Source organism: Serratia ficaria, from assembly GCF_900187015.1.
GTDB classification, from domain to species: domain Bacteria; phylum Pseudomonadota; class Gammaproteobacteria; order Enterobacterales; family Enterobacteriaceae; genus Serratia; species Serratia ficaria.
In genome coordinates, this window is sequence record NZ_LT906479.1 from 873,964 (window position 1) to 899,568 (window position 25,605).

The 25,605-nt window shown below is 61.9% G+C and carries 19 protein-coding genes; 14 read left to right on the plus strand and 5 right to left on the minus strand.

Going from position 1 to position 25,605, the window contains the following annotated elements; translation table 11 throughout:
- Positions 1 to 27: 27 nt before the first annotated feature.
- On the plus strand, positions 28 to 372 hold the full coding sequence (gene erpA / locus CKW09_RS04040; RefSeq protein WP_095095769.1) for an iron-sulfur cluster insertion protein ErpA: 345 nt from the start codon (positions 28 to 30) through the stop codon (positions 370 to 372).
- Positions 373 to 431: 59 nt separating this feature from the next.
- On the opposite strand, the gene CKW09_RS04045 is transcribed toward erpA, so the two are convergent.
- The 3 genes from CKW09_RS04045 to mtnN are packed head-to-tail and all read right to left on the minus strand — an operon-like array spanning position 432 to position 2,555.
- Entirely contained in the window at positions 432 to 1,046 is a 615-nt protein-coding gene (locus tag CKW09_RS04045; protein ID WP_095095772.1) for a TRIC cation channel family protein, read from the minus strand.
- Positions 1,046 to 1,807 (minus strand): vitamin B12 ABC transporter substrate-binding protein BtuF, encoded by a 762-nt coding sequence (btuF, locus tag CKW09_RS04050; protein ID WP_231922146.1) that lies wholly within the window; start codon positions 1,805 to 1,807, stop codon positions 1,046 to 1,048. Before btuF ends, CKW09_RS04045 begins: the two co-directional genes overlap by 1 nt.
- Before the next feature lie 46 nt (positions 1,808 to 1,853).
- Positions 1,854 to 2,555: a 5'-methylthioadenosine/S-adenosylhomocysteine nucleosidase gene (gene mtnN / locus CKW09_RS04055; protein WP_061794989.1), complete on the minus strand. Its 702-nt coding sequence runs from the start codon at positions 2,553 to 2,555 to the stop codon at positions 1,854 to 1,856.
- A 129-nt stretch (positions 2,556 to 2,684) separates the two neighbouring features.
- On the opposite strand from mtnN, the gene dgt reads away from it, so the two are divergent.
- The 3 genes from dgt (at position 2,685) to CKW09_RS04070 (ending at position 7,157) form a co-directional block, all read left to right on the plus strand.
- On the plus strand, positions 2,685 to 4,202 hold the full coding sequence (gene dgt, locus CKW09_RS04060) for a dGTPase (protein ID WP_061794990.1): 1,518 nt from the start codon (positions 2,685 to 2,687) through the stop codon (positions 4,200 to 4,202).
- 179 nt (positions 4,203 to 4,381) lie between these two features.
- Entirely contained in the window at positions 4,382 to 5,818 is a 1,437-nt protein-coding gene (gene degP / locus CKW09_RS04065; RefSeq protein WP_061794991.1) for a serine endoprotease DegP, read from the plus strand.
- A 181-nt stretch (positions 5,819 to 5,999) separates the two neighbouring features.
- Positions 6,000 to 7,157 carry a CdaR family transcriptional regulator gene (locus CKW09_RS04070; RefSeq protein WP_061795076.1) on the plus strand — a complete coding sequence of 386 codons (1,158 nt, stop codon included), beginning with the start codon at positions 6,000 to 6,002 and terminating at the stop codon, positions 7,155 to 7,157.
- A 5-nt stretch (positions 7,158 to 7,162) separates the two neighbouring features.
- On the opposite strand, the gene garD is transcribed toward CKW09_RS04070, so the two are convergent.
- Positions 7,163 to 8,728 (minus strand): galactarate dehydratase, encoded by a 1,566-nt coding sequence (gene garD / locus CKW09_RS04075; RefSeq protein ID WP_095095773.1) that lies wholly within the window; start codon positions 8,726 to 8,728, stop codon positions 7,163 to 7,165.
- A 473-nt stretch (positions 8,729 to 9,201) separates the two neighbouring features.
- Between garD and CKW09_RS04080 the strand changes: the two genes are divergently transcribed.
- The 6 genes from CKW09_RS04080 to CKW09_RS04105 all read left to right on the plus strand — a co-directional run bounded on the left by CKW09_RS04080 (position 9,202) and on the right by CKW09_RS04105 (position 16,196).
- On the plus strand, positions 9,202 to 10,548 hold the full coding sequence (locus CKW09_RS04080; RefSeq protein WP_061794993.1) for an MFS transporter: 1,347 nt from the start codon (positions 9,202 to 9,204) through the stop codon (positions 10,546 to 10,548).
- A 10-nt stretch (positions 10,549 to 10,558) separates the two neighbouring features.
- A complete protein-coding gene (locus CKW09_RS04085) occupies positions 10,559 to 11,896 on the plus strand; it encodes an enolase C-terminal domain-like protein (RefSeq protein WP_095095775.1) in 1,338 nt (445 codons plus the stop codon).
- Between the two features lie 20 nt (positions 11,897 to 11,916).
- Positions 11,917 to 13,257: a glucarate dehydratase gene (gene gudD / locus CKW09_RS04090; protein ID WP_061794995.1), complete on the plus strand. Its 1,341-nt coding sequence runs from the start codon at positions 11,917 to 11,919 to the stop codon at positions 13,255 to 13,257.
- Between the two features lie 43 nt (positions 13,258 to 13,300).
- Entirely contained in the window at positions 13,301 to 14,071 is a 771-nt protein-coding gene (garL, locus tag CKW09_RS04095; protein ID WP_061794996.1) for a 2-dehydro-3-deoxyglucarate aldolase, read from the plus strand.
- 30 nt (positions 14,072 to 14,101) lie between these two features.
- Complete coding sequence (gene garR / locus CKW09_RS04100; RefSeq protein WP_095095777.1) at positions 14,102 to 14,992, plus strand: 2-hydroxy-3-oxopropionate reductase; 891 nt, start codon at positions 14,102 to 14,104, stop codon at positions 14,990 to 14,992.
- Between the two features lie 64 nt (positions 14,993 to 15,056).
- Positions 15,057 to 16,196: a glycerate kinase gene (locus CKW09_RS04105; RefSeq protein ID WP_061794998.1), complete on the plus strand. Its 1,140-nt coding sequence runs from the start codon at positions 15,057 to 15,059 to the stop codon at positions 16,194 to 16,196.
- 12 nt (positions 16,197 to 16,208) lie between these two features.
- On the opposite strand, the gene barA is transcribed toward CKW09_RS04105, so the two are convergent.
- On the minus strand, positions 16,209 to 18,974 hold the full coding sequence (gene barA / locus CKW09_RS04110; RefSeq protein ID WP_061794999.1) for a two-component sensor histidine kinase BarA: 2,766 nt from the start codon (positions 18,972 to 18,974) through the stop codon (positions 16,209 to 16,211).
- 66 nt (positions 18,975 to 19,040) lie between these two features.
- On the opposite strand from barA, the gene rlmD reads away from it, so the two are divergent.
- The 4 genes from rlmD (at position 19,041) to pyrG (ending at position 25,532) form a co-directional block, all read left to right on the plus strand.
- The gene (gene rlmD, locus CKW09_RS04115) at positions 19,041 to 20,387 is read left to right on the plus strand and encodes a 23S rRNA (uracil(1939)-C(5))-methyltransferase RlmD (RefSeq protein WP_061795000.1); all 1,347 of its coding nucleotides are present in this window, start codon (positions 19,041 to 19,043) and stop codon (positions 20,385 to 20,387) included.
- A 12-nt stretch (positions 20,388 to 20,399) separates the two neighbouring features.
- Positions 20,400 to 22,631, plus strand: a complete 2,232-nt coding sequence (gene relA, locus CKW09_RS04120; protein ID WP_061795001.1) for a GTP diphosphokinase — start codon at positions 20,400 to 20,402, stop codon at positions 22,629 to 22,631.
- A gap of 101 nt (positions 22,632 to 22,732) precedes the next feature.
- Positions 22,733 to 23,527, plus strand: a complete 795-nt coding sequence (gene mazG / locus CKW09_RS04125) for a nucleoside triphosphate pyrophosphohydrolase (RefSeq protein WP_095095779.1) — start codon at positions 22,733 to 22,735, stop codon at positions 23,525 to 23,527.
- Positions 23,528 to 23,894: 367 nt separating this feature from the next.
- The gene (pyrG, locus tag CKW09_RS04130) at positions 23,895 to 25,532 is read left to right on the plus strand and encodes a glutamine hydrolyzing CTP synthase (protein WP_061795003.1); all 1,638 of its coding nucleotides are present in this window, start codon (positions 23,895 to 23,897) and stop codon (positions 25,530 to 25,532) included.
- Positions 25,533 to 25,605: the final 73 nt, after the last annotated feature.

Below are 25,605 nucleotides of genomic sequence, written 5' to 3' on the forward strand. Positions count from 1 at the left end.
TGCTGAACAATGTTGGGAGTAAAGAGTATGAGTGATGAAACAGCACTGCCCCTGCAATTTACCGAGGCAGCGGCAAGCAAGGTTAAATTCCTGATTGCTGACGAAGAAAATCCGAACCTGAAGTTGCGGGTTTACATTACCGGTGGCGGCTGCAGCGGATTCCAGTACGGCTTCACTTTTGACGATAAGGTCAACGATGGCGACATGACCATCGAGAAGCAAGGCGTGGCGCTGGTGGTCGATCCGATGAGCCTGCAGTATCTGGTGGGCGGTTCGGTGGACTACACCGAGGGCCTGGAAGGTTCGCGCTTCGTGGTGACCAACCCCAACGCCAAAACCACCTGCGGCTGCGGCTCTTCGTTCAGCATCTGAAGCCCCTCGCCGCATGATCAGCCCGCCAGCCGCTCCGGCTCGCGGGTTTTTTTATGCCCTTAGCGTTCGAGAATGAACGCGGGCAGCTTGAGGTGCCAGCGGATGGCCGCCAGCCGGATGGCCAGGGTGATGACCATGCCCAGCATCATCGCCTGTTGCAGCGGCATGCCGAAGGTGTGAAACGCGGTGGCGTGCGCGATGCCGCCGATGATGCAGGCGGTGGCGTAAATCTCGGTGCGCAGGATCATCGGGATCTCGCGTGCCAGCACGTCGCGGATAATGCCGCCGCCCACGCCGGTGATCACCCCCATGCAGATAGCCACCAGCGGGCCGGTGCCGGCGGCGAAAGCCTTGTTGACCCCGATGCCGACGAACACCGCCAGGCCGACGGCGTCCAGCACCGGCAGGATCCACTTGGGCAGGCGGCGTGGCTGGCGCACCAGCAGCAGCGTCAGCACGCAGGTGATCATCGCCACCACCAGATCGGTAGGATCCCTGACCCAAAACACCGGGCCGTTGGCCAGCGCCATATCGCGGATGGTGCCGCCGCCGACCGCGGTCACTACCCCCAGCACCAGCACGCCGAACGGATCCATACGCAGTTTGCCGGCCAGCAGCACGCCGGAAATGGCGAATACCGCGGTGCCGAGAATATCCAGCCAGAACACCAGCATTAAGGCATCTCCGCCAGTTGGCGGCACAGCTGCTGCGCCGCCAGCACGATGCGCGGTCCGCCGCGGTTGAACCAGTCCTCGTTCAGCGCGATCACCGGCACCTGCAGCTGCGGCGCCCAGAAGGCTTTTACGCTGGCGATCTGCGCTTCGCCGCCGGTGATGACGATGGCCTGCGGGCGGCGCGCCAGCACCTGTTCGCGGCTGATCTGCGGCCAGGGCATGCGGCTCTCGGCAAAGATATTTTCTGCGCCGCACAGCGACAGCACCTGGCTTTGCAGGGTGGCGCCGGAGCTGGTGAACAGCGGCTGGGTGCCGAACTGCAGCAGCACGCGGCGCGGCGGGTTGTGGGCGTATTTTTGTTTCAGATCGGCGATTTGCCGACGGATGGCGTCCGCCGCCTGATGCGCCTGCTGCGGATGCGGGCTGTATTGGGCCAGGCTGTCCAGCGAGCGGGCGATCTCGTCGATATTGCCGGCGTCCGCGTAAAAGATCGGAATGCCGAACGAGGCGAGCTGATCCAGCACCCGCTGCGGGTTGCCGCCGCGCCACGCCAGGATCAGATCCGGTTTCAGCGCCAGCACCCGCTCGAGGTTGATGCCCTGCCAGGAGGCCACCTGCTCGAGCCTGCCGGCCTCCGGCGGATAATCGGAAAAGGCGCTGGCCGCCAACAGCGTCTCGCCCATGCCGGCGGCATAGGCGAGTTCGGTGGCGTTCGGCGCCAGGCTGACTACGCGTTGGGCGGCGGCTGCGGGCAGCGCCATCCACAGCGCCAGCAGCCACGGCAGGAGAATGCAGCCCGGCTTCACATCAACCGCGCTTGGCCAGGGTCTGCAGCATGGCGTTGACCATCAGCGTGGACTGCTTGGCGGCCACGGAGAGGAACTCGTCAAAGCTCATGTGCGATTCGCTGTCGGCGACGTCGGAGATGGCGCGCACCACCACGAACGGCGTGCCGAACAGGTGGCAGACGTGGCCGATCGCCGCGGCTTCCATTTCAACCGCCGCAACGCGCGGGAAGGTGGCGCGAATGCGCGCCAGCGGTTCCGCGCCATTGATGAAGGCGTCGCCGCTGCAGATCAGGCCGCGCACCGCGTTCAGATCCAACTGTTTGATGCAGCTTTCCGCCAGGGCGATCAGCGCGTCGTCCGCCACGAAAGCCGCCGGGCAGCCGGCCATCTGGCCCGGCTCATAGCCGAAGGCGGTCACGTCGGCGTCGTGGTAACGCACCTCTTCGGAGACCACGATGTCGCCCACTTTCAAGGTGCTGGCCAGGCCGCCGGCGGAGCCGGTATTGATCACCAGGTCCGGCTGGCAATGTTCCAGCAGCAGGGTGGTGCCCATCGCCGCGGAGACTTTGCCGATGCCGGACTTCAGCAGCGCAACCTCAACGCCGCCGATCTGGCCGGTATAGATTTCACAGCCCGCACGTTGAATGGTCTGACGGTTTTCTATTTGATCGCGCAGCAGGGTGACTTCCTGCTCCATGGCGCCGATGATGCCTACTTTCATAAATAACACTCGCTGTTGGGGTGTGGGAATTGCGCCATAGTCTATCATGGCTGTCAGAGAGAGATAATCCGTTGCATCCGCCGTCGGGAATTGTTATCACGGGGGCTGGGCGCAACCGCGGAGAAACAGATGTCCGGGATCGACTTCAAACAAAAAATCAGCTTCCAGCGGCCATTCAGCAAACCGATCGAGGCCGAGGAAGAGTACGACATCGTGCGGCAGTTCGAGAGCGATCGCGGGCGCATCGTCAACTCGGCGGCGATCCGCCGTCTGCAGCAGAAAACCCAGGTGTTTCCGCTGGAACGCAACGCGGCGGTGCGCAGCCGCCTGACGCACTCGATGGAGGTGCAGCAGGTGGGGCGGCATATCGCCAAAGAGATCCTCAACCGCTTCAAGCAGGATGGGCGCATCGACGAGCTCGGCCTGGCCCGGTTGCTCGCGCCCTTCGAAAGCATCGTAGAAATGGCCTGCCTGATGCATGACATCGGCAATCCGCCGTTCGGCCACTTCGGCGAGTCGGCGATCAACGACTGGTTCGCCCAGCGGCTCGATCCCGCCAGCTGCGGCAGCGAGCCGGGCAGCCACGATCGCTGTCAGGTCGCGGTGCTGCGCCTGCACGAAGGAGAGAGCGATCTTAATCGGCTGCGCAGCCGCATCCGTCAGGACCTGAGCCATTTTGAAGGCAACGCTCAGGCGATCCGCATGGTCTATACCCTGCTGAAGCTCAATCTGACCTATGCCCAGGTGGGCTGCATCCTGAAATATACCCGCCCGGCCTATTGGGCGAGCGAGATCCCGGCCGGCCGCAGCTACCTGATGAAAAAGCCCGGTTATTATCTGGCGGAGGAAGCCTTCGTCGATCGGCTGCGGCGCGAACTGCATATGGGCGAATTCGATCGTTTCCCGCTGACCTATATTATGGAGGCCGCCGACGATATTTCTTATTGCATTGCCGATCTCGAAGACGCGGTGGAAAAAAATATTTTCACCGTCGAGCAGCTGTATCAGCATCTTATTCAAGAGTGGGGCGACATTGCGCCGGGGGATCTATTCGATAAAACCGTCGCCAGCGCCTTCCGTAAAATCGATAAGGGCGGCGCGCGGCGCAGCGCGGAAGATCAGTTCTTCATGTATCTGCGGGTATTTACCGTAGCGCGGCTGGTGCCGCACGCGGCGCAGCGCTTTATCGACAACCTGGACGCGGTGTACCAGGGCCACTTCAATCAGGCGCTGCTGGAAGACTCCAGCCCGGCCTACCAACTGCTGAAAATATTCAAGAATGTGGCGTTCAAGCACGTATTCAACCACCCGGAGGTGGAGCAGCTCGAGCTGCAGGGGTATCGGGTGATCAGCGGCCTGCTGGACATTTACAGCCCGCTGCTGGCGATGCCGCTGGGCGATTTTACCCAGCTGGTGCAGGAAGACAGCCACCGCGCCTACCCGATTGAAACGCGGCTGTTCCACAAGCTTTCCACCAAGCACCGGCTGGCGTATGTCGAAGCGGTTGAAGGGCTGCAGCATTTGTCGCAGGACCAGCAGGCGATCAGAGAATATTATTTCCGCGCGCGTTTATTGCAGGATTACATCAGCGGAATGACGGACCTTTATGCTTACGATGAATACCGCAGATTAATGGCGGCGGAATAATTCATACATTCAATAATTACCAGCGATTCCAAACGGTTGTCTGTCTCGAGTTTTGTAAAGACAGACAATATTTGTTTACTATTACCCATAATCTGCGCCGGAACTTCAGTGTATTAATTAACTCTGACTATGCACAAGACCGTAATACTTTTCTGCACGACTTTATAAGAGACACACAGATGAAAAAAACCGCATTAGTTCTGAGCGCACTGGCATTCAGTATCGGCATGGCGATGGGCCCGGTGACGGCCAACGCCGCCGAAACCGCCTCTTCCAGCACCCAGCAGTTGCCGAGCCTGGCGCCGATGCTGGAAAAGGTGATGCCTTCCGTAGTGAGCATCAACGTCGAAGGCAGCACCACGGTCAATACGCCGAGAATGCCGCAGCAGTTCCAGCAGTTCTTCGGGGAAGACTCGCCGTTCTGCCAGGACGGTTCGCCGTTCCAGGGCTCGCCGATGTGTCAGGGCGGGCAGACCGGCCCGGACGGCCAGCCGCAGGGCACGCAGCAAAAATTCCAGGCGCTGGGCGCCGGGGTGGTGATCGATGCGGCTAAAGGCTATGTGGTGACCAACAACCACGTGGTGGACAACGCCAATAAAATCCAGGTGCAGCTGAGCGACGGGCGCCGCTTCGACGCCAAGGTGATCGGCAAGGATCCGCGTTCCGACATCGCCCTGATCCAACTGAAAGACTTCAAGAATCTGACGGCCATCAAGATGGCGGATTCCGATCGGCTGCGCGTCGGCGATTACACCGTGGCGATCGGCAACCCGTATGGGCTGGGTGAAACCGCCACCTCGGGCATCGTTTCCGCGCTGGGCCGCAGCGGGTTGAATATCGAAAACTACGAGAACTTCATTCAGACCGACGCGGCGATTAACCGCGGCAACTCCGGCGGCGCGCTGGTCAACCTGAACGGCGAGCTGATCGGCATCAACACCGCGATCCTGGCGCCGGACGGCGGCAATATCGGCATCGGTTTCGCCATCCCGAGCAACATGGTGAAAAACCTGACCGCGCAGATGGTCGAGTATGGTCAGGTGAAACGCGGTGAACTGGGCATTATGGGCACCGAGCTGAACTCCGAGCTGGCCAAGGCGATGAAGGTCGACGCGCAGCGCGGGGCGTTCGTCAGCCAGGTGATGCCGAAATCTTCCGCCGCCAAGGCGGGCATCAAGGCCGGCGACGTGATCGTCACCATGAACGGCAAGGCCATTTCCAGCTTCGCCTCGTTCCGGGCGGAGATCGGCACCCAGCCGGTCGGCAGCAAGATGTCGCTGGGCATCATCCGCGACGGCAAACCGCTGACCGTCGACGTGACGCTGGAGCAGAGCGCCCAGACTCAGGTGGAGTCCGGCAATATCTATACCGGCATCGAAGGGGCCGAGTTGAGCAATACCCAGCTCGGCGCGCAGAAAGGCGTCAAGGTGGACAACGTCAAGGCCGGCAGCGCCGCTGCGCGCATCGGCCTGAAAAAAGGCGATGTGATCCTGGGCGTGAACCAGCAGCCGATCCAAAATCTGGGCGAACTGCGCAAAATCCTCGACAGCAAACCGTCGGTGCTGGCGCTGAATATCCAGCGCGGCGACAGCCAGCTGTATCTGCTGATGCAGTAATCGCCCCCGGCAGGCAACGCAAGGCACGCTTCGGCGTGCCTTTTTCATGCCATAAAAGCGAAACTGTGAACCTCGCCACAACTCCAGCGGCTGCCGCCCAGCTTTGGGCAACTGCACAATGTGCCCGACGATCGCCGTCGCTATGCTGGGCGTTTGGCACTTTTCCGGGCAGGAGATAGGCATGTCGGAATACCATCTCGATGGCAAACTGGCGCAGGAAATCGTCGCGCGCACCATGAAAATCATCGGCAGCAACGTCAACGTGATGGATGCGCGCGGCAAGATTATCGGCAGTGGCGATCGTGAACGGGTGGGGGAGCTGCATGAAGGGGCGCTGCTGGTGCTGTCGCAGGCGCGGGTCGTGGATATCGACGAAGGGGTGGCGCGGCATCTGCACGGCGTGCGTCCCGGCGTGAATCTGCCGCTGCGCATCGGCGGGCGCATCGTTGGCGTCATCGGCCTGACCGGCAATCCGGGCCAGCTGCGCCAATATGGCGAACTGGTGTGCATGACCGCCGAAATGATGCTGGAACAGGCGCGGTTGCTGCATATGCTGGCGCAGGACAGCCGGCTGCGCGAAGAATTGGTGCTGAATCTGATCCGCACCGACGAACTCTCGCCGGCGTTGATGGAGTGGGCGCAGCGTTTGGGCATCGATCCGAACCAACCGCGGGTGGCGGCGGTGGTGGAGGTCGACAGCGGCCAGCTGGGCGTCGACAGCGCCATGGCCGAGCTGCAGCAGTTGCAAACGCTGCTGACCATGCCGGAGCGCGACAACTTAATCGCCATCGTTTCGCTGAGCGAAATGGTGGTGCTGAAACCGGCGCTCAACGGCCATGGGCGCTGGGAGGCCGAAGAGCATCGACGGCGGGTCGACAATCTGCTGTCGAGAATGAATGAAAGCAGCCGGCTGCGGGTGCGCATCGCGCTGGGCAACTACTTTACCGGCCCGGGCAGCATCGCCCGTTCTTACCGCACCGCGCGCACCACGCTGGCGGTCGGCAAGCAGCGCATGCCGGAACAGCGCACCTACTACTATCAGGATCTGATGTTGCCGGTGCTGCTGGACAGCCTGCGCGGCGGCTGGCAGGCGGATGAGCTGACGCGCCCGCTGGCGCGGCTCAAGTCGATGGACGGCAACGGCCTGCTGTTGCGTACGCTGGCCGCCTGGTTCCTGCATAACGTACAGCCGACGGCGACCGCCAAGGCGCTGTATATTCATCGCAATACGCTGGAGTATCGCCTCAATCGCATCGCGGAGCTGACCCGGCTCAACCTGGCCAGCTTCGACGATCGGCTGTTGTTGTACATCAGCCTGCAGTTGGATGCCGATGCCTGAGCGCTTCAGGTCACCGGCGCCGGGTTGAACACCGCCAGCGCATTGTGCAGCCCCCATTGATCCGACCAGGTTTGCTTGCGCCCGCTGGCGATATCCAGCATCAGTTCAAACAGCTGCCAGCCGACCTGCTCGATGGTGGCTTCGCCGCTGGCGATAGTGCCGGCATTGATGTCCATCAGATCGTACCACCGCTCCGCCAGCGCGTTGCGGGTCGCCATCTTGATCACCGGCACCGCCGCCAGGCCGTAGGGGGTGCCGCGGCCGGTGGTGAACACCTGCAGCGTCATGCCGGAGGCCAGCTGCTGCGTGCCGCAGACGAAGTCGCTGGCGGGGGTGGCGGCGAAAATCAGCCCGCGTTTGCTGGGGCGCTGGCCGGGCGACAGTACCTCGACGATGGCGCTGCTGCCGGACTTGGCGATGGAGCCCAGCGCCTTTTCCACCACGTTGGCCAATCCGCCCTTCTTGTTGCCGGGCGAGGGGTTGGCGCTGCGATCGCTTTGCCCGGCTTCGAGATAGGCGTCGTACCAGGCCATCTCCTCCAGCAAGCGCTTGCCAACCTGTTCATCCGCCACCCTGGGGGTCAACAGATGCACCGCGTCGCGCACTTCGGTGACCTCCGAGAACATCACGGTCGCGCCGCAGCGCACCAGCAGATCGGCGGCGTAGCCCACCGCCGGGTTGGCGGTGACGCCGGAAAAGGCGTCGCTGCCGCCGCACTGCATGCCGACCACCAGCTCAGAGGCCGGGCAGCGTTGGCGGCGGCGAGCGTTCAGGCGCTGCAGATGGCGTTCGGCTTCCCTCAGGATGTCGTCGATCATCGATTTGAAACCCACATGTTTTTCATCCTGCAGGCGCACGATGCGCTGTTCGTCGAGCGAAATGGCCTGAACGTCGGGCGTGCCCTGCAGCAGCCGTTCCGGCTGCAGCTTTTCGCACCCCAGCCCGACAATCATCACTTCGCCGCCGAAGTTGGGATTGAGCGCCAGATTGTGAAGGGTGCGGATCGGCACCGCCGCCGCCGGGGCGTTGATCGCCACGCCACAGCCATAGAGGTGGTTGAGGGCGACGACGCCGTCCACCTGCGGATAGCGCGGCAGCAGGTCGCGTTCGATGATCTTCACCGCATAATCGACGACGCCGGCGACGCAGTGCACGCTGGTGGTGATCCCCAGCAGGTTACGGGTGCCGACGCTGCCATCGGCGTTGCGGTAGCCGTCGAAGCTATAGCCTTCCAGCGCCGGCAGCGCGGCGGGCACCTTATTGGCCAGCGGCAGGCGATGCAGCTCCGGCGCCGCGGGCAACGACACCAGCGACTCGTCTATCCAGCAGCCGCGTGCAATGGCGCGCAGCGCATGGCCGATGATTTCGCCGTAGCGGACAATATCGCCGCCTGCGGGAATATCGCGCAGCGCCACCTTATGGCCCTGAGGCACATGTTCCAGCAGCTGCAATCCGCAGGGGAACCGGGCGCCTTTGGCGAGCCCATTGTTATTGACGACGATGGCGACGTTATCGTCCTCATGGACTTTTATATAAAGAGGTGTTTCATCGTTGTTATTAATTTCAGACATGCTCATTATCCTGGGTCTGATTATTCTTGGTGGGCGCTGTAAATAATAACCGGCACGTTTGCTCATTAATCAGTATAAGCGCGGCGTTGGCGCGCGGCATTATGCAAATGACCGGGATTGGCGTGCGTTGGCGGCGAATTATTTGGCATCGGACCAGCCGATTGTGAGGCCGCTCACGTTACGGGGCGCTGCGGCGGCTTTTCGTGAGCCAGCCGCCATTCCCTTGGGCAGATGCCATAAATTGCCGAAGATATTGTCGTTATCCTTGGCATATTGCCCGATGAGCTCGCCGGTCGGGGCGAATATACTTTTCTACGTAGTGAAATTCATTGGATATAAACATTGCCGCTGAGGTATTAACCGCACCGCTCAATGTTGGCCGCAATTTAATTCAATCGATTTCATTCTGAGATATTAACTCTATCCGTAGTTCAGGATGAATATAGCAAGCCGCTATCATTCAGGAGAACACAATGTCGACAATCAGCTCCGCAGCGAGTTCGATCAAGAGAACCCACACCCGATACTGGATCGTGGTGATGCTGTTCATCGTGACCTCGTTCAACTACGGCGATCGCGCCACCCTGTCGATAGCCGGATCCGCCATGGCCAAGGATATCGGTCTGGATCCGGTGGGCATGGGCTACATCTTCTCGGCTTTCTCATGGGCCTATGTCATCGGGCAGATCCCCGGCGGCTGGCTGCTGGACCGCTTCGGTTCGAAACGGGTCTATTTCTGGAGCATCTTCATCTGGTCGCTGTTCACCCTGCTGCAGGGCTTTGTGGATATCTTCAGCGGCTTCGGCATCGTGGCGGCGCTGTTCGCGCTGCGTTTCCTGGTGGGGCTGGCCGAGGCGCCGTCTTTCCCCGGCAACAGCCGCATCGTCGCCGCCTGGTTTCCGGCGCATGAGCGCGGCACCGCGGTATCGATATTCAACTCGGCGCAGTACTTCGCCACGGTGATCTTCGCGCCGATCATGGGGTGGCTGACGCACGCCGTCGGTTGGTCGCACGTGTTCTTCTTTATGGGCGGGCTGGGGATTGTGCTCAGCTTCATCTGGCTGAAGGTGCTGCACGATCCCCAGGATCATCCGGGCATCAACCAGGCCGAACTGGACTATATCGAAGCCGGCGGCGCGCTGATCAACATGGATCAACCGCAGCTGAAAAAGCGCCAGGCCAAAGGCGAGAAGTGGCATCAGATCAAGCAGCTGCTGCGATCGCGCATGATGGTCGGGGTTTATATCGGCCAGTACTGCATCAATGCGCTGACCTACTTCTTCATCACCTGGTTTCCGGTGTATCTGGTGCAGGCGCGCGGCATGTCGATCCTCAAGGCCGGGATGGTGGCCTCGGTGCCGGCCATCTGCGGTTTCCTCGGCGGCGTGCTGGGCGGCGTGATCTCCGATTATCTGATGCGCCGCACCCAGTCGCTGACCTTCGCCCGCAAGACGCCGATCGTTCTCGGCATGCTGCTGTCGATGTCGATGGTGTTCTGCAACTACGTCAGCGCCGAATGGATGGTGGTCGGCATCATGGCGCTGGCGTTCTTCGGCAAGGGCATCGGGGCGCTCGGCTGGGCGGTGATGGCGGACACCGCGCCGAAGGAAATCAGCGGCCTGAGCGGCGGGCTGTTCAATATGTTCGGCAATATCTCCGGCATCGTCACGCCGATCGCCATCGGTTACATCATCGGCACCACGGGATCGTTTAACGGCGCACTGGTGTTTGTCGGCATTCACGCGCTGCTGGCGGTGGTGAGCTATCTGTTCATCGTCGGCGAAATCAAACGTATCGAACTGAAACCGCTGCGGAGTTAAGGAAAGCATCATGAGCAACACGCAAAGCACGCCGATCATTACCGATATGCGCGTCATTCCGGTCGCCGGCCACGACAGCATGCTGTTGAACATCGGCGGCGCGCACGGGGCCTGTTTTACCCGCAACATCCTGGTGCTGACCGACAGCGCCGGGCATACCGGCGTGGGCGAAGCGCCCGGCGGCGAGGTGATTTACCGCACGCTGGCGGACGCCGCGCCGCGGGTGATCGGCCAGCAGCTGGCTCGCATGAACCGGCTGGTGCACGATATTCACTGCGGCAATCAATCAGCCGATTTCGACGCCTTTGGCCAGGGCGCCTGGACCTTTGAGCTGCGGGTCAACGCGGTGGCGGCGCTGGAGGCGGCGCTGCTTGATCTGATGGGGCAGTTCCTCGGCGTGCCGGTTGCGGAACTGCTCGGGCCGGGCCGCCAGCGGGACGAGGTTGAGGTGCTGGGTTACCTGTTCTATATCGGCGATCGGCAAAAAACCGACTTGCCGTACCAACCCGGTGAGCGGGGGCGCCATCCCTGGTATCACCTGCGACACCAGCAGGCGATGGACACGGCGGCGATCGTCGAGCTGGCCGCGGCGGCGCAAGATCGCTACGGCTTCCGGGATTTCAAGCTGAAGGGCGGCGTGCTGCCGGGCGAACGGGAGATCGACGCGGTTTGCGCGCTGGCGAAAAACTTTCCCGATGCGCGCATTACCGTCGATCCCAACGGCGCCTGGCTGCTGGACGAGGCGATCGCACTGTGCAAGGACATGCGCGGCATCCTCAGCTACGCCGAGGATCCGTGCGGCGCCGAACGGGGCTTTTCCGGCCGCGAGGTGATGGCGGAGTTTCGCCGCGCCACCGGGCTGCCGGTCGCCACCAACATGATCGCCACCAACTGGCGCGAGATGAGCCATGCGGTAATGCTGCAGGCGGTGGACATTCCGCTGGCGGATCCGCATTTCTGGACCATGCACGGCGCGGTGCGCGTCGCCCAGCTGTGCGATGACTGGGGGCTGACCTGGGGCTGCCATTCCAACAATCACTTCGACATTTCCCTGGCGATGTTCACCCACGTCGGCGCCGCCGCGCCGGGCAAACCCACCGCCATCGATACCCACTGGATTTGGCAGGAAGGGCAGCACCTGACCCACAATCCGCTGCAGATAGTCAATGGGCGCATCGCGGTGCCGGATCGTCCCGGCCTGGGGGTGGAGCTGGACTGGAACGCGCTGGAACAGGCGCACCGCCTGCATCAGCAACTGCCTTCCGGCGCGCGCAACGACGCGGCCGCCATGCAGTATCTGGTGCCAGGATGGCAGTTTGATCGTAAACGCCCGGCCTTTGGCCGCTGATTTTTCTCGAGGAGACCCTGATGACCACACTCAGTAGCGCAGCCAAAATTACCGCCATGCAGGTGGTGCCGGTCGCCGGCCATGACAGCATGCTGTTGAACCTGAGCGGCGCGCATGCGCCGTTTTTTACCCGCAACATCGTGATCCTGCAGGACAACGCCGGCCATACCGGCGTCGGGGAAGTGCCGGGCGGCGAAAACATCCGCCGCACGCTGGAAGACGCCCGGCCCTGGGTGGTGGGGAAAACCCTGGGCGAATACAAGAACGTAATGGCGGCGGTGCGCAGCCGCTTCGCCGAACGCGACGCCGGCGGGCGCGGCCAGCAGACCTTCGATCTGCGCACCACCATCCATGTGGTTACCGGCATCGAGGCGGCGATGCTGGATCTGCTCGGCCAGTTGCTCGAGGTGCCGGTCGCGGCGCTGCTGGGCGACGGCCAGCAGCGCGATTCGGTGGAAATGCTCGGCTACCTGTTTTATCTCGGCGATCGCAATAAAACGCCGCTGCCTTATCAGAGCCAGCCGGATCAGCGCTGCGACTGGTATCGGCTGCGGCATGAAGAGGCGCTGACGCCGGCGGCGGTAGTGCGGCTGGCGGAGGCGGCGTATGAAAAATACGGCTTCAACGACTTCAAGCTCAAGGGCGGCGTGCTGGCCGGCGGTGAGGAAGCCGAAGCGGTGAGCGCGCTGGCGGAGCGTTTCCCGCAGGCGCGCATTACGCTGGATCCGAACGGCGCCTGGTCGCTGAACGAGGCGATTTCCCTCGGCAAACAGCTGCGCAACGTGCTGGCCTATGCCGAGGATCCGTGCGGCGCCGAGCAGGGCTTCTCCGGCCGCGAGGTGATGGCGGAGTTCCGCCGCGCCACCGGGTTGCCGACCGCCACTAACATGATCGCCACCGACTGGCGGCAGATGGGGCATACGCTGCAGCTGCAGGCGGTGGATATCCCGCTGGCCGACCCGCATTTCTGGACCCTGCAGGGGTCGGTGCGGGTGGCGCAGATGTGCCACGAGTTCGGCCTGACCTGGGGATCGCATTCCAACAACCACTTCGACATTTCCCTGGCGATGTTCACCCACGTCGCCGCCGCCGCGCCGGGGCGCATCACCGCTATCGATACCCACTGGATCTGGCAGGAAGGCAACCAGCGCCTGACGCATGAGCCGCTGCAGATTATCGGCGGGCGGGTTGAGGTGCCGAAAAAGCCGGGGTTGGGGATTGAGTTGGACCGCGATCGGCTGATGAAGGCTCACGAACTCTACAAGACGCATGGGCTGGGCGCGCGCAACGACGCCCAGGGCATGCAGTACCTGGTCACTGACTGGGCCTTCGACGCCAAACGTCCGTGCCTGGTGCGCTAGCGCCGCCAACCTTCTATTTCACGTTCAACTACAAGGATACGCCATGAAAAGTCGCCTGCTTCCCAATCGCTTTCGCCGTTCGTTGCTGCAGGGAGAAACCCTGATCGGCTGCTGGTCGGCGCTGGGCAGCCCGATAACCACCGAAGTGCTGGGGTTGGCCGGGTTCGACTGGCTGGTGCTGGACGGCGAGCATGCGCCCAACGACGTCGCCACATTCATACCGCAGCTGATGGCGCTGAAGGACAGCGACAGCGCGGCGGTGGTGCGCCCGCCGTGCAATGAGCCGGTGATCATCAAACGCCTGCTGGATATCGGTTTCGACAATTTCCTGATCCCGTTCGTCGAGACCGCGGAGCAGGCGCGATTGGCGGTGGCGTCGACTCGCTATCCGCCGGCGGGCATCCGCGGCGTGTCCGTTTCGCATCGCAGCAACGGTTACGGCACGGTGCCGGATTACTTCGCCGCCATCAACGACAACATCAGCGTGTTGGTGCAGATCGAAAGCCAGGCGGGGGTGACCAATCTGGACGAGATCGCCGCGGTGGAGGGCGTCGACGGCATTTTTGTCGGCCCGGGCGACCTTTCCGCGGCGCTCGGCTATCTCGGCCAGCCGAATCATCCGCAGGTGCAAGCGGCCATTCGCCATATCCTGGAGCGAGCGGCGGCGCACGGCAAACCGAGCGGCATTTTGGCGCCGGCCGAAGCCGATGCGCGTCGCTATCTGGAATGGGGCGCGCGCTTTGTCGCGGTCGGCAGCGATCTCGGCGTCTTGCGCGGCGCCACCCAGGCGCTGTGCGATCGCTTTAAAAAATAACCTATTGCTGATGGAAAATGAGGTAACCGAATGAAAATTGGATTTATTGGCCTGGGCATCATGGGCAAACCGATGAGCAAAAACCTGCTGAAGGCCGGCTATTCGCTGGTGGTGCTCAACCATCATGCGGACACCACCGCCGAGCTGGCGGCGCTGGGCGCAACCGCGGCGGATACGCCCAAGGCGGTGGCGGCGCAGAGCGATATTCTGATCACCATGCTGCCCAACTCGCCGCAGGTGCGGCAGGTGGCGCTGGGGGAAAACGGCATCATCGAAGGCGGCAAACCCGGCTTGGTGCTGATCGACATGAGCTCGATCGCGCCGCTCGCCAGCCGGGAAATCAGCGCCGCGCTGGCGGAAAAACAGATAGCCATGCTGGATGCGCCGGTCAGCGGGGGCGAACCCAAAGCGATAGACGCGACGCTGTCGGTGATGGTCGGCGGCGACCGGGCGGTGTTCGACCGCTGTTTTGAGGTGATGAAAGCGATGGCCGGCTCGGTGGTGCACACCGGGGAGATCGGCGCCGGCAACGTCACCAAGCTGGCGAACCAGGTGATCGTGGCGCTGAATATCGCCGCCATGTCCGAGGCGCTGGTGCTGGCGACCAAGGCCGGGGTGGAGCCGGATCTGGTGTATCAGGCGATTCGCGGCGGACTGGCGGGCAGCACGGTGTTGGACGCCAAAGCGCCGCTGGTGATGGACCGCAATTTTAAACCGGGTTTCCGCATTGAATTGCACATCAAGGATTTGGCCAATGCCTTGGACACCTCGCGGGAAATCGGCGCGCCGCTGCCGCTGACCGGCGCGGTGATGGAAATGATGCAGGTGCTGCAGGCCGATGGGCTGGGGGCGGCGGATCACAGCGCGCTGGCCCGCTATTACGAGCGGTTGGCGCGGGTGGAAGTGGCGCGTCAGCGTTGACGGAGCGTCGATGCCGCCGAGCGTTGTCGTCAAGGAACTGGGCAGTTGAGGAAGCGGGCAGTTTATGAAAATAGTGATCGCGCCGGATTCATATAAAGAAAGTTTGTCGGCCCTGGAGGTCGCGACCCAGATTGAAGCGGGGTTTCGCGAAATCTTTCCCGATGCCGAATACATCAAATTGCCGCTCGCCGACGGCGGCGAAGGCACCGTGGAGGCGATGGTGACCGCCACCGGCGGGCGCAAGGTGGACGTTGAGGTCACCGGTCCCCTGGGCGAAAGGGTGCGGGCCTTTTTCGGCCTGTCCGGCGACGAGCGGAGCGCCTTCATCGAAATGGCCGCCGCCAGCGGTTTGGCATTGGTGCCGGGGCGCAAGCGCAACCCGCTGAACACCACCTCTTACGGCACCGGCGAGCTGATCCGCGCGGCGCTGGATCGTGGGGTAAAGCACTGCATCATCGGCATCGGCGGCAGCGCCACCAATGACGGCGGCGCCGGAATGGTGCAGGCGCTGGGGGCCAGGCTGCTGGATAAAGACGGCAACGCGATAGGGTTTGGCGGCGGCTGCCTGGAGCAGCTCGCCGCCATCGACCTCAGCGGGTTGGATGCGCGCATCGCGCAGTGCCGGTTCGAAGTGGCCTGCGACGTGACCAACCCGTTAACCGGCCGGCAGGGCGCCTCGGCGATTTTCGGCCCGCAAAAGGGGGCGACGCCGCAGATGGTGGAGCAGCTCGATCGCGGGCTGCGGCATTACGCCCGGGCGATAGCGCGGGATATGCATATCGAGGTCGGCGAAGTGCCCGGCGCCGGGGCGGCCGGCGGCATGGGGGCGGCGCTGCTGGCGTTTTGCCACGCCGAGCTGCGGCCGGGCATCGAGATAGTCACCGAAGCGCTGGGCCTGGATGCGTTGGTGCGCGACGCCACGCTGGTGATCACCGGCGAGGGGCGCATCGACAGTCAGAGCGTCAACGGCAAGGTGCCGATCGGCGTGGCGCGCGTCGCCAGGCGCCATCATAAACCGGTGATCGGCATTGCCGGCAGCCTGACGGCCGACGTCGGCGTGGTGCATCAGCATGGGCTGGACGCGGTTTTCAGCGTGCTTTACAGCATCTGCACGCTGGAGGAGGCGCTGGCCAATGCCGCAGACAATGTGCGCATGACCGCGCGCAATATCGCCGCCACCTTGCTGCTGGCGCAGCGGCCTTAATCGTTACGCCCCTCAATCCCGCGGGGCGATATTTCCCGCTCGGGCCGTGGCGTCGTTGCCCAAATGGGCGCGCGCCGCCTGGCTAACCAGCTCTATTTCATCCAATAGCTCCAGCCACTCCGGCTCCAGCTGGTCGTGGCCGACGCCCAGGCGCAGCTGTTGCTCAAGGTAGAAGCACAGCTGCTTCAGGCGCGGTACGCCGCTGTAGCTGCAGCTGCCGTGCAGCTTGTGGATCAGGTCGAGGATGTCGTCGTCCGGCTGGCCGTCGAGCAGCGCCTGCACCCGCTCGCGAACCTGCGGCAGGAAGTCGAGCAGCATTTGCAGCAGATCGCGCGCCAGATCCTGCTTGTTGGCCGCCTGGCGCAGCGCCAGCGGCCAGTCGAGCGACAGGGGGGGCTCACCGGCCTGCCGCGGCGCGGCCGGCGGCTCGCCGCTGTGGTAGCGCGACAGCACCCGGGTCAGCATCGCTTCGTCGATCGGTTTGGCCAGGTAATCGTCCATGCCGGCCTGCAGCAGATGTTCACGCTCGCCGCTGACCGCATGGGCGGTAACGGCGACGATCGGCGTCGAATTGTGGTGCGGCAGCTGGCGAATCAGTTCGCTGGTGCGAATGCCGTCGATCTTCGGCATCTGAATATCCATCAGGATCAGGTCCAGCACGTTGTCGCGCGCCAGCTCCAGCGCCTCTTCGCCGCTTTCGCACAGCAGGGTTTTCTCCACCTGTTCCGCCAGCAGCGTGCCGATCAGCTTCAGGTTGGCCGGGTTGTCGTCGACCGCCATCACCGTCAGCGGCAGGCGTTTACGCTCCGGCTGCGCGCTGAGGCGCAGCGGCGCCTCCATCCGCAGCAGCGGGAACAGACGGTTGCTGGTGATGGGTTTGATCAGGCAGCCGAGCGCGCCCAGCTGTTTCAGCCGTTCGGCGTTGATTTGCGACTGGCACGGCAGCGCCAGGATCACCCGGCCGGCGACCTTCAGCGCGGCCAGCAGCTTGTCCTCATGCTGCGCCATATTGGTGCGGAATGGGATCGGCACGCCGACCAGCAGGAAGTCGTATTCGCTTTGCGGCAGCTGGGCCAGCGTCGGCGAGTGGGTGATCACCAGCGGGGTGATGCTGAGCATGTTGAGCGTCGCCTGCGCCGCGGTCGGGTTGGATTCGATATAGGCCAGCGTCTTGCCGCGCAGGTCCGGCAGGCTTGGCGGCAGCGACAGCATGCTCTCGTTCAGGTCGAGCTGGATATGGAACCAGAAGGTCGAGCCGCGGTTCAGCTGGCTGTGGAAGCAGATATCGCCGCCCATTTCCTTCACCAGCTTTTGGGTGATCACCAGCCCGAGGCCGGTGCCGCCGTGGCGGCGGGAAATGCTGGCGTCGGCCTGACGGAACGCCTGGAACAGCTGCGACTGCTGGCGCTCGGAAATGCCGATGCCGGTATCGTGGATCTGCACTTCAAGCTCCACCCGACGCTCCAGCTGTTTGCGCAGCTCGACGCGGATGTCGATGTTGCCGGTCTCGGTAAACTTGACCGCGTTGCCCAGCAGGTTGGTGATGATCTGCTGCAGGCGCAGCGAGTCGCCGATCACCTGTTCCGGCACGTCGTTGTGCACGTCCAGCGTCAGTTCCAGCCCTTTATCGTGGGCGCTGGGGGCCAGCAGCACGATCACCTCATCCAGCGTTTCGCGCAGCGAGAAGGGGATGTGCTCCAGCACCAGCTTGCCGGCTTCCAGCTTGGAGAAGTCCAGCACGTCGTTGATGATGGTCAGCAAATTATTGGCCGAGCGTTCGATGGTTTGCAGATAGTCGGCCTGGGTGACGCTCAGGTCGGTTTTCAGCATTTGACGGGTAAAGCCGATAACGCCGTTCAGCGGGGTGCGCAGTTCGTGCGACATGTTGGCCAGGAATTCGGATTTGATGCGCGCCGCTTCCTGGGCGCGTTTTTTCGCCAGATCCAGCTCGACGTTCTGGATCTCCATCTGTTCCAGCGTTTCACGCAGATCGGAGGTAGCCTGATCGATATTCTGCTGCATCTCTTCGTGGTAGGCGGTGAGCGACATCGCCATCGAGTTGATGCCGTTCTTCAGCATATGCAATTCGCCGAGCATGAAACCTTCGACGCGGCTGTCGAGCTGGCCGCGGCGGATGCGGTCGACGGTATTCACCATATTGCGGATCGGGCCGGTCACGTCGCGCATCAGGCGGTAGGCGAACAGGATGGCGATGCACATGCACAGCAGCAGCAACAGGGTGGAGACGAACACCTCTTTGTACTGCTGCAGCCGCACCGACTGCAGATCCAGCTCGATAGCCACATAGCCCAGGTTGTTGTCCGGATGGCTGCCGCCGTCGGCGGTTTCGTCCGGATATTGGCTTTCCGACAGGATCGGCGTGCGCAGGATCAGCGAATCGCCGCGCCGGGTCAGCATCAGATCGGTGGGGAATGGCACACCTTTCGGCAGCTGCAACTGGGCGAAGTTGTGATGATAATTGGACGTGACAAACAGGTTATTCTGCGCATCGAACACCGTAATCGAACGCACGATGTCCGAATGGCGGCGGTGCAACAGGCTGACCAACTGCCTGACCGATTCGCGGCTGCGGAACGTCATGCCGTACTCGCTGGCCACCGCCAGCGGCTCGATGATGCTGGCGCCGGCGTCCACCAATTGCTCCTGCAGCTCGTTGTAGCGGTGCACCACGAAGAAGGTGCTGAGCAGCAAACCAATCAGCAGGGTCGGGGCCAGAATCAGGATCATCATGCGCGCACGCAGGCTGTATTTGGTCATGGGATTCCAATGTGGGAGAATTGACGGCTGACACTAGCTTAATGAACCAGCACACAATCGACAAATATGGCGCAATTCTACTCTCCCAAACGCCGCGTGACGACCCGGCAGAGCTTACAAATATTGACCGTGACGGTCAGCGACCTCGATCCCTTCGGCCAGGGCGTGGCGCGCCACAACGGCAAGGCGGTGTTCGTGGCGGGCGTGTTGCCCGGCGAACAGGCGGAAATTCAGCTGACGGAAGACAAGCGTCAGTTCGCCAAGGGCAAGCTGAAGCGTCTGCTGACCCGCAGCCCGCAGCGGGTTGAACCGCGCTGCCCGCACTTTGGCGTTTGCGGCGGTTGCCAGCAGCAGCATGCGGATGAGGCGCTGCAGCAGCAGAGCAAAGCGGCGGCGCTGGTGCGCATGATCGCCCGCGAAACCGGCGTTACGCCGCCGCAGGAGCCGGTGATCGCCGGGCCGCAATACGGCTATCGCCGCCGCGCCCGCCTGGGCCTGGCCTGGCAGCCGAAGCTGCAGCGGCTGGCGATGGGCTTTCGCCAGGCGGCCTCCAGCGAGCTGGTGCCGGTGAGCCATTGCCCGGTGCTGCGTCCCGAACTGGAACAGCTGCTGGCGCCGCTGCGCGATTGCCTGAGCGGGTTGCAGGCCGTGCGGCGTCTGGGCCACGCCGAGCTGGTGTTGGCGGACAACGGGCCGGTGCTGGTGCTGCGTCATCTCGACGCGCTGAAGGAGGAGGATCGCCAGGCGCTGCTGGCGTTTGCGCAGCAAAAAAGCGTAACCATTTATTTGGCGCCGGACAGCGATCGGCTGGAAAAACTGTGCGGTGAAACGCCGTATTATCAGGTCGACGGGCTACGCTTAGACTTCAGCCCGCGGGACTTCATTCAGGTCAATGACGCGGTAAATCAGCAAATGGTGGCGCAGGCCCTTGAATGGCTCGAGGTTCAGCCCAATGATCGGGTATTGGACCTGTTCTGCGGCATGGGCAACTTTACCCTGCCGCTGGCGCGGCGCGCCGCGGCGGCGGTGGGCATAGAAGGTGTTGCCACGCTGGTGGCGAATGGGCAATATAATGCACATAAGAATATGCTGAATAATGCCTCCTTCTTCCACGAGAACCTGGAGGAGGACGTTGCGCGGCAACCTTGGGCAGCACAAGGATTTGATAAAGTGATGCTGGATCCTGCCCGTGCCGGTGCGGCTGGAGTGATGTCACACATTGTAAAACTGGCGCCAGGGCGGGTGGTTTACGTTTCCTGTAACCCCACCACGCTGGCTCGCGACAGCAAAGTGTTGCTGGACGCCGGTTATCGTCTTGCGCGCGTGCGGATGCTGGATATGTTTCCGCACACGGGGCATCTTGAGTCAATGGCGCTGTTTATCAACGACACTGCGCCAGAGGTCGCTGCATAGTAGGGAGAGGTTATGGTTGCGGTAAGAAGTGCACATCTGAATACGGCGGGTGAATTCGCTCTCGATGAGTGGATCGCCAGCTTGGGGCTACCTAACCCGCAGTCATGTGAGCGATTAGCCGCAACCTGGCGTTATTGTGAGCAGCAGACCCAGAACCATCCCAACGCGCCGCTGTTGCTGTGGCGCGGCCTCGAAATGGTCGAGATCCTCTCCACCCTGAGCATGGACAACGACAGCATGCGCGCCGCGCTGCTGTTCCCGCTGGTGGATGCCGGCATCGTGCAGGAAGAGGTCTTGACCGAGGAGTTCGGCAAGGGCATCACCTACCTGGTGCACGGCGTGCGCGATATGGACGCCATCCGCCAACTGAAAGCCACCCAAAACGACTCGATGGCCTCCGAGCAGGTCGACAACGTGCGGCGCATGCTGTTGGCGATGGTGGAGGACTTCCGCTGCGTGGTCATCAAGCTGGCGGAGCGCATCGCCCACCTGCGGGAGGTGAAGGACGCGCCGGAAGACGAGCGCGTGCTGGCGGCCAAAGAGTGTTCCAACATCTATGCGCCGCTGGCCAACCGCCTCGGCATCGGGCAGCTGAAATGGGAGCTGGAGGATTTCTGCTTCCGTTATCTGCACCCGGAAGAATACAAGCGCATCGCCAAACTGCTGCACGAGCGCCGCATCGATCGCGAGCAGTTTATCGACGACTTCGTCGCCTCGCTGCGCGGCGCGATGGCCGCTGAAAGCGTCAAGGCCGAAATCTACGGCCGACCAAAACACATTTACAGCATCTGGCGCAAGATGCAGAAAAAGCACCTGGCCTTCGACGAGCTGTTTGACGTGCGCGCGGTGCGCGTGGTGGTCGAACGCCTGCAGGATTGCTATGCGGCGCTGGGGATCGTGCATACCCACTTCCGCCATCTGCCGGACGAGTTCGACGACTACGTCGCCAACCCGAAACCGAACGGCTATCAGTCGATTCATACCGTGGTGCTGGGCCCGCGCGGCAAAACGCTGGAAATTCAGATCCGCACTCGCCAGATGCACGAAGACGCCGAGCTGGGCGTGGCCGCGCACTGGAAGTACAAAGAGGGCGCGGTGGCGACCGTGCGTTCCGGTTACGAGGAACGCATCGCCTGGTTGCGCAAGCTGATCGCCTGGCAGGAAGAGATGGCGGACTCCGGCGAGATGCTCGACGAAGTGCGCAGCCAGGTGTTCGACGATCGGGTCTACGTGTTTACGCCGAAAGGCGACGTGGTGGATCTGCCGGCCGGCTCCACGCCGCTCGACTTTGCCTACCATATCCACAGCGACGTCGGCCACCGCTGCATCGGCGCCAAGATTGGCGGGCGCATCGTGCCGTTCACCTATCAATTGCGGATGGGCGATCAGATTGAAATCATCACCCAGAAACAGCCGAACCCGAGCCGCGACTGGCTGAACCCGAACCTGGGCTACGTCACCACCAGCCGCGGGCGATCGAAGATCCACAACTGGTTCCGCAAGCAGGATCGCGACAAGAATATCCTGGCCGGCCGCCAGATGCTGGACAGCGAACTGGAGCATCTGGGCATCAGCCTGAAAGAGGCCGAAAAACTGCTGATCCCGCGCTACAACATGAATTCGCTGGATGAAGTGCTGGCGGCGATCGGCGGCGGGGACATTCGCCTCAACCAGATGGTGAACTTCCTGCAGGGCAAGTTCAACAAACCGAGCGCCGAAGAGCAGGATCGCGAAGCGCTGCGCCAGCTGGTACAGCAGAAAGCGCCGCCGCCGACCCGCAGCAAGGACAACGGCCGGGTGGTGGTGGAAGGGGTGGGCAACCTGATGCACCACATCGCCCGCTGCTGCCAGCCGATCCCCGGCGACGACATCATCGGTTTTATCACCCAGGGCCGCGGCATCTCGATCCACCGCGCCGATTGCGATCAGCTGGTCGATTTGCAGTCGCATGCGCCGGAGCGCATCGTCGATGCGGTGTGGGGCGAAAGCTATTCCAGCGGCTACTCGCTGGTGGTGCGGGTGATGGCCAACGATCGCAGCGGCCTGCTGCGCGACATCACCACCATTTTGGCCAACGAAAAGGTCAACGTGCTGGGCGTCGCCAGCCGGAGCGACACCAAAAAGCAGTTGGCCACCATCGATATGGATATCGAAATCTACAACCAGCAGGTGCTGGGCCGGGTGCTGGCGAAGCTGAATCAGCTGCCGGACGTGATAGACGCCAAGCGCCTGCACGGCAGCTAAATCCCCTGCGTCTTTCGAGCCGCGTCGATATCGGATGCGGCTCGAAATCCATGAGTTCCGGCGAACGGGCTAGTGCGCCCCCTTTTTCTCAGAGATTTTTTATGACCCAATCCACTCCGCTGCAGCGCCTGCTGAACATCATGAAAACGCTGCGCGACCCGCAGAACGGTTGCCCGTGGGATCGCAAGCAGACCTTCGCCACCATCGCGCCCTACACGCTGGAAGAAACCTACGAAGTGCTGGACGCCATCGAGCGCCGGGACTATGCCGACCTGCGCGATGAGCTGGGCGACCTGCTGTTCCAGGTGGTGTTTTACGCCCAGATGGGGCAGGAGCAGGGGCTGTTCGATTTCGATGAGGTGTGCAACGCCATCAGCGACAAGCTGGAGCGGCGTCACCCGCATATCTTCGGCGACGCCGATGCCGCAGACAGCGAGGCCGTAGCGGCGCGCTGGGAGCGGCTGAAGGCCGGCGAACGCGCCGAGAAAGCGCTGCATTCGGCGCTGGACGATATCCCGCAGGCGCTGCCGGCGCTGATGAAGGCGCATAAAATACAAAAGCGCTGCGCCGCGGTGGGCTTCGACTGGCATACGCTGGGCCCGGTGCTGGACAAGGTGTACGAAGAGATCGACGAAGTGATGCACGAGGCGCAACAGGCGGTGGTCGACGAGCAGAAACTGGAGGAAGAGATTGGCGATCTGCTGTTCGCCACGGTGAACCTGTCGCGCCACCTCGGCCACAAGGCCGAAAACGCGCTGCAGGCCGCCAACCGCAAGTTTGAGCGCCGCTTCCGCCAGGTGGAAGAGATCGTCACGCGGGGCGGGTTGCGGATGGAGGACGCTACGCTGGAGCAAATGGAAGCGGCCTGGCAGCAGGTGAAACGTCGGGAAAACTAATCCGCGCGGGCGTTGTCCTATCAGTGTCGCAATGTTGATCGGCGACAAGGTTCAATCAAGCTGAAACGGTTAAGCTTGAGGTCATGCCAAGCTGAAGTGTGATTTGGCGGCAGGGAAATGCCAACAAACTGAAATCTAAGGCGTTTTATCGTCAAAGAGGGGCGGTAAACTAAAACTTTCTCTGTTAACCCTTTGTTTTTAAAAGAGGGTTGGGGAGGCGCCGCTGGATTAAACCCTGATGAACACCCGATGGTGGCAGAGATGATGGACAGCAAAACGATCGTTTGTAGGTCAAGAGAGGTTCGGGTATACTACTTTCCCGTCTTGGTTCTTCCATCGTCTTTAAACCTAAACTCTCAGGTTCAGCATGACAACTAATTATATTTTTGTGACCGGCGGGGTCGTATCCTCTCTGGGTAAAGGCATTGCCGCAGCCTCTCTGGCGGCTATTCTTGAAGCCCGTGGCCTCAACGTTACCATCATGAAACTGGACCCGTACATCAACGTGGATCCGGGCACCATGAGCCCGATTCAGCATGGGGAAGTTTTCGTCACCGAAGACGGCGCAGAAACCGATCTGGATTTGGGTCACTACGAGCGCTTCATTCGCACCAAAATGTCGCGTCGCAACAACTTCACCACCGGTCGCATCTACTCCGACGTTCTGCGTAAAGAACGCCGCGGCGACTATCTGGGCGCTACCGTACAGGTTATCCCGCACATCACCAATGCTATCAAAGAACGCATCCTGGAAGGCGGCGAAGGCCACGATGTGGTGCTGGTGGAAATCGGCGGCACCGTCGGCGATATCGAATCGCTGCCGTTCCTCGAAGCCATTCGCCAGATGGCGGTGGAAGTGGGCCGCGAACACACCCTGTACATGCACCTGACGCTGGTGCCTTACATGGCGGCTGCCGGTGAAGTGAAAACCAAACCGACTCAGCATTCCGTAAAAGAACTGCTTTCGATTGGTATTCAGCCGGACGTGCTGATCTGCCGTTCCGATCGCGCAGTTCCTGCTAACGAACGCGCGAAAATCGCACTTTTCTGCAACGTGCCGGAAAAGGCGGTTATCTCTCTGAAAGATGTTGATTCCATTTATAAAATCCCCGGCCTATTGAAATCTCAGGGGCTGGACGATTATATTTGTAAACGATTCAGCCTGAACGCGCCAGAAGCCAACCTGGCCGAATGGGAACAGGTGATTTACGAAGAAGCCAACCCGGGCGGCGAAGTGACTATCGGCATGGTCGGCAAATACGTCGAACTGCCGGACGCCTACAAGTCGGTGATCGAAGCGCTGAAGCACGGCGGGTTGAAAAACCGTCTGACCGTGAACATCAAGCTGATCGACTCGCAGGATGTGGAAACCCGCGGCGTGGAAGTGCTGAAAGGGCTGGACGCGATCCTGATCCCTGGCGGCTTCGGCTACCGCGGCGTAGAAGGCAAGGTGATGACCGCACGCTATGCGCGCGAGAACAACATCCCTTACCTGGGCATCTGCCTGGGCATGCAGGTGGCGTTGATGGAGTTCGCTCGCAACGTTGCCGGCATGGAAAACGCCAACTCGACCGAGTTTATGCCAGACTGTAAGTACCCGGTGGTGGCGTTGATCACCGAATGGCGCGACGAAGACGGCAACGTCGAAGTGCGCACCGAAGAAAGCGATTTGGGTGGCACGATGCGCGTCGGTGGCCAACAATGCCATCTGACCGACAATAGCCTGGTGCGCCAGCTGTACGGCGAACCGACCATTGTTGAGCGCCATCGTCACCGTTACGAAGTTAACAACATGCTGTTGAAGCAGATCGAAGCCGCCGGGCTGCGCGTAGCCGGCCGTTCCGCCGACAACAAGCTGGTTGAGATCATTGAACTGCCGAATCACCCGTGGTTTGTGGCCTGTCAGTTCCACCCGGAATTTACTTCAACGCCGCGTGATGGGCATCCGTTGTTCGCCGGCTTTGTGAAGGCCGCCGGTGAGCATCAGAAGCGCCAGGTGAAATAAAATATTTGGTGGGCGGCGCACGGTGAGAACGGTGCGCTGTTTGTCTGGAGTTTTAGTTTAACTTGTACTGAGG